This is a genomic window from Novosphingobium sp. KA1 (genome assembly GCF_017309955.1).
Lineage (GTDB): Bacteria > Pseudomonadota > Alphaproteobacteria > Sphingomonadales > Sphingomonadaceae > Novosphingobium.
Genome location: NZ_CP021247.1, coordinates 1,055,586 through 1,070,686 on the forward strand (window position 1 = coordinate 1,055,586; position 15,101 = coordinate 1,070,686).

Here is a 15,101-nt window from a genome sequence, read left to right on the forward strand (position 1 = left end):
GAGAAGCCATGGAAGACATCGGCGCCCTGCTCGACCTTGCCGACAAGATGCTGTGGGTCACCGCGCTGGTCGCCGCGCCGGTGCTGCTCGCCTCGCTGGCGGTGGGGCTGGTGGTGGGGGTGGTGCAGGCGGCGACCTCGGTCAACGAACAGACGCTGACTTTCGTGCCCAAGCTGGCGGTGACGGCGCTGGTGCTGGTGGTGCTGGGCGGTTCGATGATGACCCTGATCGGCGACTTCACGCAGGAAGTCTTTGCCCAGGTCGCGCGCACCGGGCAGGCCGAACAGACCCGCCCATGATCGGCCTCGACTTCGGCTTCGGCCCGCTCGAGGCCGAATTCTGGCGCCTGCTCTTCGTGATGACGCGGATCGGCGCCGCCCTCGTCGCCGCGCCGATGTTCGGCATTGCCGGGGTGCCCGCACAAGTGCGGGTGATCGTCGCCGGGGCGGTGGCGGTGCTGGTCTGCGCCTGGAGCCCGGTCGCCGCGCCCCCGGCGCTGCTGTCGCTGCCCGGGCTGCTGGCGGTCGGCGGCGAGGTCTCGGTCGGGCTGGCGCTGGGGTTCGTGCTGCAACTGGCCTTTGCCGCGCCGATCCTCGCCGCCGAAGTGGTGGGCGGATCGATGGGCATGAACATGGCGGTCGCGGTCGATCCCAATTCCGGCACCCAGTCCCCCGCGCTCGGCCAGTATTTCGCGGTGGTCATGACCATGGTGTTCCTGGCGCTGGGCGCCCACCTGCAATGGTTCGCGCTGCTGGTCGACAGCTACCGCGCCTTCCCGCCCGGCCAGACCTGGCTGGGGCCGGAACGCTTTGCCCTCGTCGCCTCCTTTGCCGCGCGCACGTTCGTGACCGGCGCCGCCATCGCCCTGCCCGCCTGCCTGGTGCTGATGGTGGTGCAGGTCGTCACCGGGGTGCTCGGCCGCTCGGCCCCGGCGCTCAACCTCTTCGCGCTCGGCCTGCCGGCCGGCGTGCTGGGCGGCCTTGCCGCGCTGCTGGTGAGCGCCCCGGTGCTGACCGACCTGGTCGCCCGGCTCTCCGCCATGGCCATCGACCAGGCCGCCCTCGTGCTGCAGCCGTGAGCCCCTCATGAACCCCCCATGAGCGACGACAACGGCGAGAAGAGCTTTGCCCCCACCGCCAAGCGGCGCAAGGACGCCGCCGAGAAGGGCGACGTCATCCGCTCGCGCGAGATGGCGACGGCGGCGGGCATGGCGGTGGGCGGGGCCTGGCTGCTGCTCGCCGGTCCCTGGGTGCTCGACCGGCTGCTGCGCGCCTTGCGGGCGGGTTTCACCTGGAGCCGCGCCGACCTCGATGACTTCACCCCCGGCCAGCGCCTGCTCGACGTGCTGCTGGCGCTGCTGCCGCCGGTGCTGGTGCTGGGGCTCGGCGTCATGCTGGTCTCGCTGATCTCGCAGCTCGGGTTCGGCGAGGGGCGCTGGGTCGGCGGCAACATGCTGCCCAAGGGCTCGCGCATCAACCCGCTCTCCGGCCTCAAGCGCATGTTCGGGCCGACCGGCGCCATCGAGATGGCCAAGGGGCTGGCCAAAGTGTCGCAGCTGGCGGCGATCACCTGGTTCTGGGCGCGCGGCGAGCTGGCCACCCTCGTCCAGCTAGGCCGCGGCGACCTGATCGGCGAGGCGGCGCGGGCCTGGGGCACGATCACCCACCTGCTGTTCTGGCTGGCCGGCGGGCTATTCGTGATCGCGATGTTCGACCTGCCGGTGCAGATCGTGCGGCGGATCATGCGCCTGCGCATGACGCTGCAGGAACTGCGCGACGAGAACAAGGATGCCGAAGGCGCGCCGGAAAAGAAGGCCGCGATCAAGGACCGCCAGCGCCGCATCGCCATGGGCGGGCTGGTGCCGGCGATGCAGGAAGCGCAGTTCGTCATCACCAACCCCACCCATTTCGCGGTCGCCCTCGCCTACGATCCGGCCAAGGCGCCCGCCCCGATCGTGCTGGCCAAGGGGCGCGGCGACAAGGCGCTGGCCATGCGCGAGCTGGCGGCCGAACACGCGGTGCCGGTGCTGTCCTATCCCGCGCTGGCCCGCTCGGTGTTCTACACCAGCCGCGAGAAACGCATGATCCGCGAGGAACACTATGTCGCCGTCGCCGCGATCCTGGCCTTCGTGCTCTCGCTCAGGCGCGGCGAGCGGCGCGCGGCGCCGGAAATCTCGGTGCCGGTCACCGTGCGCTTCGACGCCGATGGCCGTCCCGATCCTTCGAGCCTGTAGACAGACTTGCCATTTTTGACGTGAATCATGGCGCAGATCGCATGTGCCCGGCACCGCTTGCGCTCCTATCTTCTATCTTCCCAATCCCGGATAAATCGTTGGAGCCCCGCGCGATGACCCATGACCTGATAATCGTCGGCGGCGGACCGGCCGGTCTGGCGCTGGCGGCCGCGCTGGCCGACACCGCCCTGCGGATCGCCATCGTCGAGCGCCAGCCGCTCGAAGCGCTGATCGAACCGGCGGTCGACGGCCGCGAGATCGCGCTCACCCATCGCTCCGTCCGTGCGCTGCAAACGCTCGGCGCCTGGGGCTGGATCGACCCGCGGCAGGTCTCGCCGCTGCGCGAGGCGCGCGTGCTCAACGGCGGTTCGCCCTTCGCCCTCTCGTTCGGGGCCGACGGCAGCGGCGAGGACCGGCTGGGTTGCCTCGTCTCCAACCACCGCATCCGCCGCGCGCTGTTCGCCGCCACCGAGGCGCAGGGCAATCTCGAGATCCTGGCCGGGCAGGCGGTGGCCGCGCTCGGCACCGACCGCGAGCGGGCCGAGGTCGAACTGGCCGACGGCACCCGGCTGACCGGCCGCCTGCTGGTCGGCGCGGATTCGCGCTTTTCCTTCGTGCGCGAGGAACTGGGCATCGGCGCGCAAGTGAACCGCACCGGCCGCGCCATGATGGTCTGCCGCATGGCCCACGATCTCGATCACGAGGGTGTCGCCACCGAATGGTTCGACCATGGCCAGACGATCGCCATGCTGCCGCTCGGCGGCCGGGAGTCCTCCGCCGTGCTGACCCTTGCCGCGCCCGAGATCGAGCGGCTGGCCGCGCTCGATGCCGACCGCCTCGCCGCCGAGATCACCCGCCGCTACGAAGGACGGCTCGGGCGCATGAGCCTGATCGGCAAGGCCCATGTCTACCCGCTCGCGACAACCTACGCCCGCCACTTCGCCGCGCGCCGCGCCGCCCTCATCGGCGATGCCGCGGTCGGCATGCACCCGGTGACCGCGCATGGCTTCAACCTCGGCCTTGCCAGCGCCTGCACGCTGGGGCGGCTGGTGGCCGAGGCCCATCGCGGCGGCCGCAGCGATGCCATCGCCTCCTCGCTGCTGCTGCGCCGCTACGAGGCCGCGCATCGCCTTGCCAGCCGGCCGATCTATACCGCCACCAACATGATCGTCGGCCTCTACACCGCCGAGCGCCCCGCCGCCCGCGCCGCCCGCCACCTCGGCCTGCGCGCCGCCGCACGGATTCCGCTGCTCTCGCGCAATGTCAGCCGCATGCTGATGCAGACCTGAGGGGCCGTCTGGAAATCGCCCGGATGGGCGGTCCGGGGGCTTAAACAAGCGCGCGCGCTGCCGTTCTCCCCGCCCATGGTTACCAGCACCACCTCGACGACCAGCACCGCGTCCACGCTCACCACCAGTTCGCTGGTGACCGCGCTCGGCGGCGGCAGCGGCGTCGACATGACGGCGCTGGCCAACAACCTCGCCGTGGCCCAGTTCGCCAGCCGCAACAACCGGCTGACCACCCAGGCGGAAAAGCTCAACACCCAGATCTCCACCGCCTCGAACATCAAGTCGATGCTGCTGGCGATCGACACCTCGCTCGGCACCCTGGTGCGCAGCGGCGACCTTGCCCGCACCCCCAGCATCGCCAACAGCGCGGTCGCCAGCGGGGCGCTGACCGGCTCGACCACGCCCACCGGCACGTATTCGCTGGAAGTCAGCAAGCTCGCCTCGGGCCAGCAGCTTGCCAGCAAGGCCTATACCGCCAGGACCGACCTCGTCGGCGCCGGCACCCTGACACTGCGCTTCGGCACCGTCTCGGGCAGCAGCTTCACCGCCGACACGGCCCATGCCGCGCTCGACCTCACCATCGGCGCCACCGACACGCTGGCCGACGTCGCCAGCAAGATCAACGCCGCCAACGCCGGGGTCAGCGCCTATGTCGCCCAGACCACCAGCGGCGCCCAGCTGGTGATCAAGGGCGCGGAAGGGGCCAAGAACGGCTTCACCATCGAGGCTGCCGAGGACAGCGCCAATCCCGGCCTTGCCGGCCTTGCCTGGAGCGCCGGTTCGACAAACGCCACCCTGCTCGCCAGTGCGAGCGACGCCGCCTACAAGGTCGACGGCCTGTCGATGACGGCGACCTCGAACACGCTGACCGACGTGATCCCCGGCGTGAAGCTCACCCTCAAGGCCACCAATGCCGGCGCGCCGACAACGGTGAGCTTTGCCGATCCCACCACCTCGATCGCCGCGTCGATGCAGGACCTCGTCGATGCGCTCAACGAAGTGACCAGCGCGCTCGGCACCGCCACGGCCATCGGCGGCGACCTTGCCAACGACGCCGGCGCCCGCGCGCTCAAGCGTTCGCTCTCGGCGCTCGCCGGCACCCAGATCATGCCCGGTGCCACGGGCGCCGCCAGGACCCTGGCCGACCTCGGCCTCAAGACCCAGCGCGACGGCTCGTTCACGCTCGACACCACCCGCCTCAACGCCACCCTCGCGGCCGACCCCGACGGCGTCTCGGCGATGTTCACCAATGGCATCAACGGCGTCTTCGCGGCGATCGACAAGATCTACCGCGCCGCCAGTTCCACCACCGATACCGGCTCGCTGGGCGGTTCGATCAGCCGCTACACCAAGCTGCTGGCCAAAGTGACCACCGACCAGAGCGACCTCGCCACCCAGCAGGAAACCCTGCGGGCGCGGCTGGTCTCGCAATTCACCGTGTCGGAAACGCGCATCGGCACCTCGAAATCGACACTGACGATGCTGCAGAACCAGATCGCCCAGTGGAACAAGTCAAGCTAGGTCGAAACCGCCCATGCGTCGCCAACAGAACCCGCACGAAGCCTATCGCCGCGTCGACTTCGACGCCCGCGTCAACGGCGCCAAGCCGGCGGACCTCGTGCACTTGTGCTACGAACACCTGGTGAGCGCGCTCAGCACCGCTGTCCATGCCCACGGCATCGGCGACAATGGCCTGCGCAGCCGCTCGCTCACCCGGGCGCTGACGGCGATCACCGCGCTGCAACTGGGCATCTCGGGCGAAAGCAGCATGGCCGGCGCGCTGACCCAGCTCTACGCCGCCGCCCAGCGCACGATCCTGGACAGCGCGGTGGAGTTCGAGCCGCGCCGAATCGAGACGCTCCGCAGCGATTTCGCGGAGATCGGCCGCGCCCTGCAAGGCGGCTGAACACCGTCGCCCCCGCCAGCTGCTTCCATTTTGGTTACCGGTTTCCTGCCGTTTGTACGGATCCTTCCCCGATCGGCCCGCCGGTACCTCGGTTTCGGATCAGGTGCCCGGCTGCCTGCTCCGCAACATGGGTTATCTCCCCTAAGGCAGATGCCGAATAGGGAGGATACCCGTGGAGCGGATTTCGAACCTTATCCTTATCGACAACAACATGCGACGCCGGGCTGCGATCAGCCATGCCCTGTCCAGCGGCAATATCCACGTCGAACCGTTCGAGAACATTAGCGAACTGTCCAGCACCTGGCCCCGCTCGGGCGTGATCCTCATCCATGACGAAGCCGGGGTGATCGATGACCTGATCGAAGCCATGGCCCACCACGGCGAATGGTTCCCGATCATCGCCTTCAGCGAGGAGCCTTCCGCCAACCGCATCGTCGAGGCCATTCTGGACGGCGCGATCGACTATATCGCCTGGCCCATCGGCGCCGCCGAACTCAACGAAACGCTGGCCCGGGCGATTGCCCGCGCGGAAACGGTGGGCAATGCCAAGCTGCGCGAAGTCATGGCCCGCGCCCGGGTGGAACGTCTGACCCGCCGCGAACGCGAAGTGCTGGGCGGCGTCGCCAGCGGCCTGTCCAACCGGCTGATCGGCGAAAAGCTCTCGATCAGCCCGCGCACGGTGGAAATCCACCGCGCCAACATGCTCAACAAGCTGGGCGCCAACCACACCTCCGACGCCATCCGCATCGCCATCGAGGCAGCGCTGGTGAACTGACCGCCCGCCCGCCGCCAGTGCCAGTGCCGTGGGCCGGAGCCGGGGGCCGGAGCCGGGGCCCGGTACCGGCCTGACGGCGGAGCAGCGGGCAAAACGCGGACCATGCCTCCCGGCCGCCATGGCCGGGGCCATCTACCCTTCGGCTTGGCCAGAGCATCTCGGCCCCGAAAGTCTCCGGGAGCGGCGCCCATAAGAACCGGCACTGCAAGGCACCGCTCCCGGAAACCCAGTCGCCCGGAACAACGCCCAGCACGCCTGCCGATCGGAACCGACCAGATCCAGTGCCATGTTAAAACCGCGCCCTCCAGCACGGCCCCGCTCCGATCACGGGCGCGCCACTGAATTGGCGCGAGAGACAACAAGGCAAGGCAAGCGACGGCCCCTGCAATGCCCCGACCATGGACCCCACCCGCAATCCCCAGGAGTCACGCGGCACAGGCAGATCCAGTCCTCGACAAGGGGCCGGTTTGGGCCGGTTGCGGAAGGTCGGGTCATCTTTGGGAATGGGCAGATAGCTGCCTGTCCGTTGATCGCTAGCGCATAGATTGAATCGCAAGGAAAATTTGCGGCGCTGAAATTGCGGATATTTAGTTGGTAGTCGTCTCTTGGCTCGCAAGGAAGGCGTCCATAATCTCGGCTTCCCTAGCCGCAGGTGCAACGTCCAGGACTACCGTTGCTCCAAGTTCGACGTCGGGGTGAAAAGCACATTGTTCGGCGAACCACATTGCCTCCGACAATGGTTCGATAGCGTGCCATGTCGTCATTACGAACTTGTGGTCGGGGATATCACCAAAATCGAACTCTTCGAGGACCGCCCAATCAACGGAATCGTGCCAGTCTTCGCACTCAAGACCCCAAGCAATGACATATAGGCAGCCGCTCGCCACAAGCCATTTGGCGATGCGATGCCGCCATTCTTTTGTAACCGTCACATCGGAAACAACCAGGGCGCGGAACGGCCCGCAAGTTAGTTCTGGCGGGCTTTGTTCCGGCGATAAATGCACATACCTGAGTTCCATGCCTGAGGCTTACCGCATTCCAGCCAATCGGCAATTCCCTCAGACTGCTCTCAGCCGGTTTCTGGCACTGGCTGATCTGATCGATAAGTAAAGCGAACTGTCAGATTTCGGGTGCTTCAAATCCGCCCTACAACGACCGACAAGGGCGCGCAGTCGCCTAAAGCACTTCACCCTGTCGATAGGCGATCTTGGCCTCACCCCGGGCTTTGGCTCCGCGTTCTGTACGCGACACGGTCGGCATGTGATCGATATGAGTTACAAGAGCACCGAGAAAGTCAGCAACCACTCCACCTTCATGGCTGGTTTCGACATGGATGCGAAGAGCGTCGGGATCGGTGCCAAAATTTCGAACGACTACATCGGCACCAAAAATACGTTGTGCAGCTTCTCGGATAAAAGATGCCTGCTCGGGCGTGAGTTTGCAGGGCTTCTGCGACGGTGTCGGCGGGTTGGCGGGCGGCATGGCGAACACATAACCCGCACCAGCGAGATCCGCTATGGGAGACCGCAGATCTCCAGGTCGGAAAAGGCAACCAGACTGGCTGCTTCCGGAGACGACAAATCGGCCCTGAACGACCAGCATGGGCGCATGGCAGAATTTCAGCACACGCCCCAACTCAGTCATAGTCGACGTGAGCGGCGGCGTATTTTTCCGACAATCTCTTCATCCAAAAGTCGTGCGTAGCCTCCTGATGGTTCTTAAATGCATCCATCATTTCTAAGTCGGATCGGTCCAGAGGCCTGCCAAAGGAATGCTCAACCGACTCTTCCGACCATTTGTTAAGAAGTGGTTGGCAATCCGTTAGTACAGATCGGGCCATTAATTCCGATACATCCGCACCCTCTGGCACCTGCTTGCGGATGCAGCCTGTTGCGGCCTCAATGATACTTGGCCCCGAGCTAGAGCATGCCGCTACGGTGATGACGATGGCGAAAAGCGCAAGTTGATCTTTCATGCCCATAACGACGTGATAATGAGCGATGCGGATGGCAGCAATCCACCCATCCCGGCTGATGGCCGCTCAGGTCGACAAGCCTAACCTGATCTGCCCCCACCGAGTGGACCGATTGGTTTGTTAGTGCATTAAGCTCATCACCGCCATATCCGGACGGAGGTGGAGCGAAGCGGAACCGGAGGCCGGATATGGCGGTGTCGCCGTTTCTGGTGCCGGCGGTCGGTAGCCCAGGCTGCTGTGAGGGCGAACGGTGTTGTAATGCCGCCGCCATGCCTCGATCAGTACCTTGGCCTCCGCGAGGCTGTAGAAGATCTCGCCGTTGAGCAGTTCGTCGCGAAGCGACCCGTTGAAGCTTTCGTTATAGCCATTCTCCCATGGTGATCCCGGTGTGATGTAGAGTGTCTTCACGCCGATCTGGCCCAGCCATTTCTGGACGGCGGTCGCGATAAATTCGCTGCCATTATCGGACCGTATATGTGCAGGCGGACCGCGCGAGATGAACAGGTCGGCCAGGGCCGCCAGAACATCCTCATGCTTGAGCTGCCGTGCAACGATGAGCGCCAGGCATTCCCTGCTGGCCTCGTCGATGATCGTGAGGATGCGGAACTTGCGGCCATCATGCGTCCGCCCCTCGACGAAATCGTAGGCCCAGACATGTCCCGGATATTCGGGCCGCAGGCGGATGCATGAACCGTCATTGAGCCACAGGCGTCCCCGCTTTGGCTGACGCAGCGGAACCTTCAGCCCCTCACGCCGCCAGATCCGCTCAACCCGTTTATGGTTCACCGTCCATCCCGCATGGCACAGCAATGCCGTCACCCGGCGATAGCCATAACGGCCATATTGCTTCGCCAAAGCGATGATATCCTCTGTCAGCGCCTGTTCGTCATCCGCCCCGCGCGGCACCTTGCGTTGTGTCGATCGATGCTGACCCAGCACCCGGCATATCCGTCGCTCGGACACCGGAAGCTCTCGTCGTACATGATCGATGCAGCGCCGCCGCCGCGCAGGGCTCAGAAGTTTCCCTTGGCAGCCTCCTGCAGGATCAGCTTGTCCAGCGTCAGGTCCGAAATCGCCCGGCGAAGACGCTGGTTCTCTTTCTCCAGATCCTTCATACGCCGCGCCTGGTCCGTCTTCAGGCCGCCATATTCCTTCCGCCAGCGATAATAGGTTTGCTCGCTGACCGCGATCCGGCGGCAGGCTTCAGCCGTGCTCGCTCCCTGCGCCAGCACAATCTCAACTTCACGCAGCTTGCCGATAATCTCTTCCGGCTTGTGCTTCTTGCTCGGCATTCATCGTCCCTTTCGTGGTCCAGACTATCATAGTCTCTGGGCCACTCAGCGGGGGGCAGGTCATTGCGGCCTCAATGATACTTGGCCCCGAGCTAGAGCATGCCGCTACGGTGATGACGATGGCGAAAAGCGCAAGTTGATCTTTCATGCCCATAACGACGTGATAATGAGCGATGCGGATGGCAGCAATCCACCCATCCCGGCTGATGGCCGCTCAGGTCGACAAGCCTAACCGGACAGACGGCTTCCTGGCGCCCCAGATCGGCCCTTGAGCGACCGACAAGGGCGCTAACCTGCCGGTGAATTGGTAGGGCATCACAACCTCGCAATCCACGCACTACGCCATAGTGTCAGCGCAATGGCATACATTTTGAGGGTCCGGGGGATCATCCCCCGGGAAACTCTCTTTTCTTAAATCCTGAAAACTTACCCCGCCAGATGCTCGCTCAGGGACCGCGCCGCGCCGACCAGCGCCTGTTTTACCCGCTCCATCTCGCCGCGCAGGGTGGCGCCGATGCCGATGGCAACGAGGGCGTGGGTCGGCACGCCATTGCCGCGCCCGCCCTTCCACACCGGCGCGGCGATCACGGTGACGCCGGCGATGTAGTGGCCCTCGTCCACGGCAATGCCGGTCTGCCGCGCTTCGGCGACTTGCGCGCACCATTCTTCCCATGACGGCGCATGGTCCCAGCGCAGCGCCTCGAAGCGCGGGCGCAAGCTTTCGAGGTCGGAGACCCCAAAGGCGGCGATGCAGCGGCCGGTGGCGGAAACGAGCGCGGGGAAGCGGCTGCCCACTTGCGTCGAGAGCTGGAACGCCTCGCTCGCCTCAGCCATCGCCGTGACGATGATGTGGTCGAGCCCGAAGACCTGCACGCCCAGCGTGGTCAGCCCGAACTCGCGCGAGATGCGGTCGAGCGGGCCTTGCGCAAGATCGTTGAACTGGTCCCGCTTGAGCCAGCCACGGGCCAGCGTGAGCACGCCGGCATCGAGCGCGTAGCGCTTGGTATCGGGGTCAAAAGCCACGAATTCCTCGGCCACCAGCGCCCTCAGGACATAGAGGCAGGTGCTGGGCACGAGGCCCAGTTCGCGGGCCACGGCCTGCACCCCCATCGGCGATCCGCGCTTGCCCAGCAGGCGCAGCACGGCGGCCGCCCGGGCGATGGCGGGGGCCTTGCTGGCGCGCACGGCGTCTTCGAGGGGGTCTGTGCTGCTCATCGTTCAATATATAGAATAACATTCAATATTTACAAAACAAGCGCGTTTCATCACCATTGCTGAACACAAGGACAAAAGGCCGGCCCCGAATCGTGCAAGCGAGTCGTGTCGGCGGGCAAGCGGGATGAGCGATGGTGAAGTTGACCGATCTTTCGAGCTATGCCGATGCGCAGGCGCATGCCTCCTCGGCGGCGCTGTGGGAACTGTTCGACGGCGACCGCGAGGTGCTCAACATCGCGCATGAGTGCATCACCCGGCATGCCGATGGTTCGGGCCGGGCGGCGGTGCGGATCGCCCACGCAGATGGCCGCGATGAAATCCTCAGCTTCGACCTGATCGCCGCCGGAGCCGCGCGCTTTGCCCACTGGCTCGATGCCGAGGGGGTGCAACCGGGCGAGCGCATCGCCTTCATGCTGGAGCCCTCGCTGCCGTTCTACGTCTGCCTGTTCGGGGCGATGCAGACCGGGGCGATCTCGGTGCCGCTGTTCACGCTGTTCGGGCCCGACGCGCTGAAGCTCAGGATCGACGACTGCAAGCCCTCGATCCTCGTCACCAATGCCGAGAAGGCGGAGCTTGCACGCGGCGCGGTGACGGCGGAAAACGGCCCGCGCGTGATCGTCGCGGACGAGGGCCTGCTGGACGAGATCGCGAAGTTCCCCGCGGCTTATGCGCCGAAGACCAGGGCCGGCGACCTCGCCGTGTTCCAGTACACCAGCGGCACCACGCGCGAGCTGCCCGAAGCGGTGAAGCACACCCACAAGGCATTGGTCACGCTGATGTTTGCGGCGCTCTACGGCACCGGGATCCGTCCGGGCGATGAATTCTTCTGCCCGTCCTCGCCCGCATGGGGCCATGGTCTCTGGCACGGCACGCTGGCGCCATTAGGTCTGGGCGTCACCACCGGCACCTTCGCGGGGCGCTTCGATCCGGTGCGGCTGATGAAGGCGCTGGATGACTACGGCATCACCAATATGTCGGCGGCGGCAACGCACTACCGGATGATGAAGAACAGCGGCGCGGCGGGGGACTACGCGTTCCACTTCCGCAAGCTGTCCTACACCGGGGAGCCGATCGATCCGGCGACGCTGGAATGGATCGACGAGACGTTCAAGGTGCCGGTCTGCTCGATGTACGGCACCACCGAGATCGGCGTGGTGCTGGTGAACTACCCCGGCGCGGCGGACTTCACGGTGAAGCCGGGATCGCTGGGCAAGGCGGTGCCGGGGCAGAAGCTGGAAGTCCAGCGCGCCGATGGCACCCCCACCGCCCCCGGCGAGATCGGCGAGCTGATGCTCTGGCGGGGCGGCGCCTGGATGACCACCAAGGACCGCGCGAAGATCGACGACGAGGGCTATTTCTACCACTGCGGCCGCGCGGACGACGTGATCATCTCGGCCGGCTGGACGATGTCCGCCGTCGAGATCGAGAACACCATGCTGCGGCATGACAACGTGCTGGAATGCGGGGTGATCGGCGTGCCCGACGAGCAGCGCGGGCAAGTGGTGAAGGCCTTTGTCGTCGCCAATCGCGCGGGCGACGATGGCTTCGTCAAGGAGCTTCAGGACTTCACCCGCGAACGCCTCGCCCAGCACGAATTCCCGCGCATCGTGGAGTTCGTGGACGAGCTTCCCAAGAACCCGGCCGGCAAGGTCCACCGCAAGATGCTGCGCGACCGCGAGGCGGCGAAGGCCGCTGAAGCGGTAGCAACTGTGAACTGACCCTTCCCGTCGTCCCCGCGAAAGCGTGGACCCCGCTTTTCTTGGCGGGCGCAGCGAGAAGGAAGCGGGGCCCCCGCTTTCGCGGGGGTGACGAAACAGAGTTTGAATATTCAGGAGAGTACCGAAATGGCAACGACAGCAGAGCCTACCACCAAGTTCCCCAAGATCACCGAGGCCGGTCTCGACGACTTGCGCGCCCGCATCGGCGTGAAGATCGAGAACACCGTCGAGCCGTGGAACTACGAGGCCACCCGCGATGCGATCCGCCACTATGCGCACGGCATCGGCGACGACAATCCGCTGTGGTGCGACCCTGAATATGCCGCGAAGACGAAGTACGGCTCGCTCGTCGCGCTGCCTTCGTTCCTGTTCACCACCAGCCGCATCGTCTCGGGTTACTGCGGCGGCCTTTCGGGCGTCCACGCGATGTGGGCGGGTGCCGACTGGACCTGGCACAAGCCGGTGCTGCGCGGCGACACCATCAGCACCGTCGCCTACCTCAAGGATCTGGTCGAGCATCAGACCAAGTTCGCGGGCCGCTCGTTCCAGCAGATCTACCACGTCGATTTCTACAACCAGCACGGCGAGCAGGTGGCCGGCGCGGACTCGTGGGTGTTCCGCACCGACCGTGACGAGGCGCGCGAGCGCGGCACCAAGTACACCGAAGCCCGCGGCCGCGTGGAGCCCTTCACCCAGGCCCAGCTCGACGAATTCTACGACATCTACGACCAGGAAGAGATCCGCGGCGCCGCCCCGCGCTACTTCGAGGACGTCAACGTCGGCGACAAGCTGCCGCCGATGATGAAGGGCCCGATGACCGTCACCGGCTTCATCTGCTACGCGCAGGGCTGGGGCGGCCTCTACATCCGCGCCAACAAGCTGGCCTACAAGATGCAGAAGGCGCATCCGGGCCTGGGCATCCGTAACCGCTTCAACGTGCCGGACTGCCCCGAGCGCGTGCACTGGGACGAAGCCTTCGCGCTCGAAGTCGGCGCGCCGGGCGCTTACGACTACGGCCCGGAGCGCTGCTCGTGGCTGACCCATCACATGACCGACTGGATCGGTGACGACGGCTTCCTCCACAAGTCGAACTGCCAGATCCGCCGCCACAACCCGGATGGCGATGCCATCATCATCACCGGCGAAGTGACGCGCAAGTTCGAGGAAGGCGGCAAGAAGTACGTCGAAGTGGCGCAGAAGGCGACGACCCATCGCGGCGAGCTTTCGGCCTTCGGCACCGCCGTGGCCGAACTGCCCGGCAAGGCCTGATGGTCTGAAGCCCCGAACAACGGGGGAGCGATTTCGGCCCGGACCTTTGCGCAAGGTCCGGGCCGTGTCGTAGGAATGCTGCCAAACGCAACGGGAGAGAGCATGGGCCAGAGCTATCATTACGGCCTCCACAGGCCCGAAGGGCGCGATGCGGTGGCCGCGATCCGTTCCCTCTTTCGCGAGAACCCGGGCCGATGAGCACGGACACGCCTTGGGCGGGGCCGCTCGCCGGGGTGCGGGTGATCGATTTCACCCGCGTGCTGGCAGGGCCCGCCGCCAGTCTGGCATTGGCCGACTTGGGCGCCGAAGTGTTCAAGATCGAACCGCCCGGCAGCGGCGACGAGACGCGCACCTTCCCGCCCCTGCGCGAGGGCGAGAGCCACTATTACCTCGCGGTCAATCGCGGCAAGAAGTCCATCGTTGTCGACCTCAAGAGCGAGGAGGGGCTGGCGCTGGTGCGCGATCTGGCGGCCAAGTGCGACGTGCTGGTGGAGAACTACCGCCCCGGGGTGATGGACCGGCTCGGCCTTGGCTACGAGGCGATGAAGGCGATCAACCCGCGGCTGATCTACTGCTCGATCTCCGGCTACGGCCAGACCGGCCCGCTCAGGGACCGGCCCAGTTTCGACATCGTGCTCCAGGCCATGTCCGGCGCGCTCTCCATGAACGGCGAGCCGGACGGGCTGCCGACCAAGCTGGGCATTCCGCTGGGCGATCTGGTCGGCGGCATCAATGGGCCGATCGGCATTCTCTCCGCCCTTTACGAGCGGGAGCGGACCGGCGTGGGCCGGCATATCGACGTCAGCCTGATGGACGGGCTGATCGGCATGCTCGGCTACATCGCCCAGCTCGCCTTCTTCAACGGCAGCGATCCCACCCGCGTCGGTTCGCAGCATCCCAATCTGGTGCCCTACGGCATCTTCCCGGCGCGCGAGGGCTCCATTGTCATCGCCTGCCTGACGCCGGGGTTCTGGAGCCGGATCTGCCGCGCGATCGAGCGGCCGGACCTGACCGAAGACCCGCGCTACGACACGCTGGAAAAGCGCCGCGACGCGCGGGCCGAGGTCAACGCCATCGTTTCCGCCTTTACCGAGCGCCGCAGCGTGGACGAACTGGTGGCGATCTTCACCGCGCATGAAGTGCCGCATGCGCCGATCCTGGGCGTCACCGAGGCGCTGGCGCAGCCGCAGGCGGCGGCACGCGAGATGGTGGTGGAAACGCAGCACAAGACGCTGGGGCCGATCCCCATCGTGGGTCGTCCGATCCGCTTCACCGACGCCCCGCAGCCGGTGCCGAGCGCGCCGCCGGTGCTGGGCGAGCACACCGATGCCATTCTGGAAGCGGTGCTCGATCTTTCGCCGGAGCGAATTGCGCAGCTGCGCCGCGCCGGAGTGGTTGCCTGAGGCCGTGCTTCGGGCAAGGCTGGCGT

At 66.1% G+C, this 15,101-nt stretch carries 15 protein-coding genes; 10 read left to right on the forward strand and 5 right to left on the reverse strand.

Translation table 11 applies throughout. The annotated features are described in order from the left end of the window. Nucleotides 1-8: 8 nt before the first annotated feature. From CA833_RS05305 to CA833_RS05335, 7 genes are all read left to right on the forward strand, one after another. A complete protein-coding gene (locus CA833_RS05305) occupies nucleotides 9-299 on the forward strand; it encodes a flagellar biosynthetic protein FliQ (RefSeq protein ID WP_142637133.1) in 291 nt (96 codons plus the stop codon). Next, nucleotides 296-1,078 (forward strand): flagellar biosynthetic protein FliR, encoded by a 783-nt coding sequence (locus tag CA833_RS05310; protein WP_142637131.1) that lies wholly within the window; start codon nucleotides 296-298, stop codon nucleotides 1,076-1,078. The genes CA833_RS05305 and CA833_RS05310 overlap by 4 nt, the downstream gene beginning before the upstream one ends. Nucleotides 1,079-1,096: 18 nt before the next feature. Next, nucleotides 1,097-2,233 carry a flagellar biosynthesis protein FlhB gene (locus tag CA833_RS05315; RefSeq protein ID WP_207079449.1) on the forward strand — a complete coding sequence of 379 codons (1,137 nt, stop codon included), beginning with the start codon at nucleotides 1,097-1,099 and terminating at the stop codon, nucleotides 2,231-2,233. Nucleotides 2,234-2,346: 113 nt separating this feature from the next. Then, on the forward strand, nucleotides 2,347-3,522 hold the full coding sequence (gene ubiM / locus CA833_RS05320; protein ID WP_207079450.1) for a 5-demethoxyubiquinol-8 5-hydroxylase UbiM: 1,176 nt from the start codon (nucleotides 2,347-2,349) through the stop codon (nucleotides 3,520-3,522). A gap of 75 nt (nucleotides 3,523-3,597) precedes the next feature. Beyond that, a complete protein-coding gene (fliD, locus tag CA833_RS05325) occupies nucleotides 3,598-5,043 on the forward strand; it encodes a flagellar filament capping protein FliD (RefSeq protein WP_207079451.1) in 1,446 nt (481 codons plus the stop codon). 13 nt (nucleotides 5,044-5,056) lie between these two features. Then, nucleotides 5,057-5,428 (forward strand): flagellar protein FliS, encoded by a 372-nt coding sequence (locus CA833_RS05330; protein WP_142637122.1) that lies wholly within the window; start codon nucleotides 5,057-5,059, stop codon nucleotides 5,426-5,428. A gap of 211 nt (nucleotides 5,429-5,639) precedes the next feature. After that, nucleotides 5,640-6,203 (forward strand): response regulator transcription factor, encoded by a 564-nt coding sequence (locus CA833_RS05335; protein WP_242526278.1) that lies wholly within the window; start codon nucleotides 5,640-5,642, stop codon nucleotides 6,201-6,203. 587 nt (nucleotides 6,204-6,790) lie between these two features. On the opposite strand, the gene CA833_RS05340 is transcribed toward CA833_RS05335, so the two are convergent. From CA833_RS05340 to CA833_RS05360, 5 genes are all read right to left on the reverse strand, one after another. Then, complete coding sequence (locus tag CA833_RS05340; protein ID WP_207079453.1) at nucleotides 6,791-7,222, reverse strand: hypothetical protein; 432 nt, start codon at nucleotides 7,220-7,222, stop codon at nucleotides 6,791-6,793. 157 nt (nucleotides 7,223-7,379) lie between these two features. Continuing rightward, a complete protein-coding gene (locus CA833_RS05345) occupies nucleotides 7,380-7,847 on the reverse strand; it encodes a hypothetical protein (protein ID WP_207079454.1) in 468 nt (155 codons plus the stop codon). After that, a complete protein-coding gene (locus tag CA833_RS05350) occupies nucleotides 7,840-8,178 on the reverse strand; it encodes a hypothetical protein (RefSeq protein ID WP_207079455.1) in 339 nt (112 codons plus the stop codon). Before CA833_RS05350 ends, CA833_RS05345 begins: the two co-directional genes overlap by 8 nt. 120 nt (nucleotides 8,179-8,298) lie before the next feature. Next, a protein-coding gene (locus tag CA833_RS05355) for an IS3 family transposase (protein ID WP_207079409.1) occupies nucleotides 8,299-9,470 on the reverse strand; the annotation gives its coding sequence in 2 pieces (ribosomal slippage) (nucleotides 8,299-9,206 and nucleotides 9,206-9,470; 1,173 coding nt in all). Nucleotides 9,471-9,896: 426 nt separating this feature from the next. Beyond that, nucleotides 9,897-10,685: an IclR family transcriptional regulator gene (locus CA833_RS05360; RefSeq protein ID WP_207079456.1), complete on the reverse strand. Its 789-nt coding sequence runs from the start codon at nucleotides 10,683-10,685 to the stop codon at nucleotides 9,897-9,899. Nucleotides 10,686-10,816: 131 nt separating this feature from the next. Between CA833_RS05360 and CA833_RS05365 the strand changes: the two genes are divergently transcribed. From CA833_RS05365 to CA833_RS05375, 3 genes are all read left to right on the forward strand, one after another. Next, nucleotides 10,817-12,403: an acyl-CoA synthetase gene (locus tag CA833_RS05365; protein ID WP_207079457.1), complete on the forward strand. Its 1,587-nt coding sequence runs from the start codon at nucleotides 10,817-10,819 to the stop codon at nucleotides 12,401-12,403. 126 nt (nucleotides 12,404-12,529) lie between these two features. Further along, entirely contained in the window at nucleotides 12,530-13,672 is a 1,143-nt protein-coding gene (locus CA833_RS05370) for a MaoC family dehydratase N-terminal domain-containing protein (protein WP_142637104.1), read from the forward strand. A 194-nt stretch (nucleotides 13,673-13,866) separates the two neighbouring features. Further along, nucleotides 13,867-15,075: a CaiB/BaiF CoA-transferase family protein gene (locus CA833_RS05375; protein WP_207079458.1), complete on the forward strand. Its 1,209-nt coding sequence runs from the start codon at nucleotides 13,867-13,869 to the stop codon at nucleotides 15,073-15,075. Nucleotides 15,076-15,101 lie beyond the last annotated feature (26 nt).

What these genes read in the sequence shown, in the direction of transcription:
- CA833_RS05305 (WP_142637133.1), top strand. Translation starts at nt 9, where the DNA reads ATGGAAGACATCGGCGCCCTGCTCGACCTTGCCGACAAGATGCTGTGG.
- CA833_RS05310 (WP_142637131.1), top strand. Translation starts at nt 296, where the DNA reads ATGATCGGCCTCGACTTCGGCTTCGGCCCGCTCGAGGCCGAATTCTGG.
- CA833_RS05315 (WP_207079449.1), top strand. Translation starts at nt 1,097, where the DNA reads ATGAGCGACGACAACGGCGAGAAGAGCTTTGCCCCCACCGCCAAGCGG.
- ubiM (WP_207079450.1), top strand. Translation starts at nt 2,347, where the DNA reads ATGACCCATGACCTGATAATCGTCGGCGGCGGACCGGCCGGTCTGGCG.
- fliD (WP_207079451.1), top strand. Translation starts at nt 3,598, where the DNA reads ATGGTTACCAGCACCACCTCGACGACCAGCACCGCGTCCACGCTCACC.
- CA833_RS05330 (WP_142637122.1), top strand. Translation starts at nt 5,057, where the DNA reads ATGCGTCGCCAACAGAACCCGCACGAAGCCTATCGCCGCGTCGACTTC.
- CA833_RS05335 (WP_242526278.1), top strand. Translation starts at nt 5,640, where the DNA reads ATGCGACGCCGGGCTGCGATCAGCCATGCCCTGTCCAGCGGCAATATC.
- CA833_RS05340 (WP_207079453.1), bottom strand. Translation starts at nt 7,222, where the DNA reads ATGGAACTCAGGTATGTGCATTTATCGCCGGAACAAAGCCCGCCAGAA.
- CA833_RS05345 (WP_207079454.1), bottom strand. Translation starts at nt 7,847, where the DNA reads ATGACTGAGTTGGGGCGTGTGCTGAAATTCTGCCATGCGCCCATGCTG.
- CA833_RS05350 (WP_207079455.1), bottom strand. Translation starts at nt 8,178, where the DNA reads ATGAAAGATCAACTTGCGCTTTTCGCCATCGTCATCACCGTAGCGGCA.
- CA833_RS05360 (WP_207079456.1), bottom strand. Translation starts at nt 10,685, where the DNA reads ATGAGCAGCACAGACCCCCTCGAAGACGCCGTGCGCGCCAGCAAGGCC.
- CA833_RS05365 (WP_207079457.1), top strand. Translation starts at nt 10,817, where the DNA reads ATGGTGAAGTTGACCGATCTTTCGAGCTATGCCGATGCGCAGGCGCAT.
- CA833_RS05370 (WP_142637104.1), top strand. Translation starts at nt 12,530, where the DNA reads ATGGCAACGACAGCAGAGCCTACCACCAAGTTCCCCAAGATCACCGAG.
- CA833_RS05375 (WP_207079458.1), top strand. Translation starts at nt 13,867, where the DNA reads ATGAGCACGGACACGCCTTGGGCGGGGCCGCTCGCCGGGGTGCGGGTG.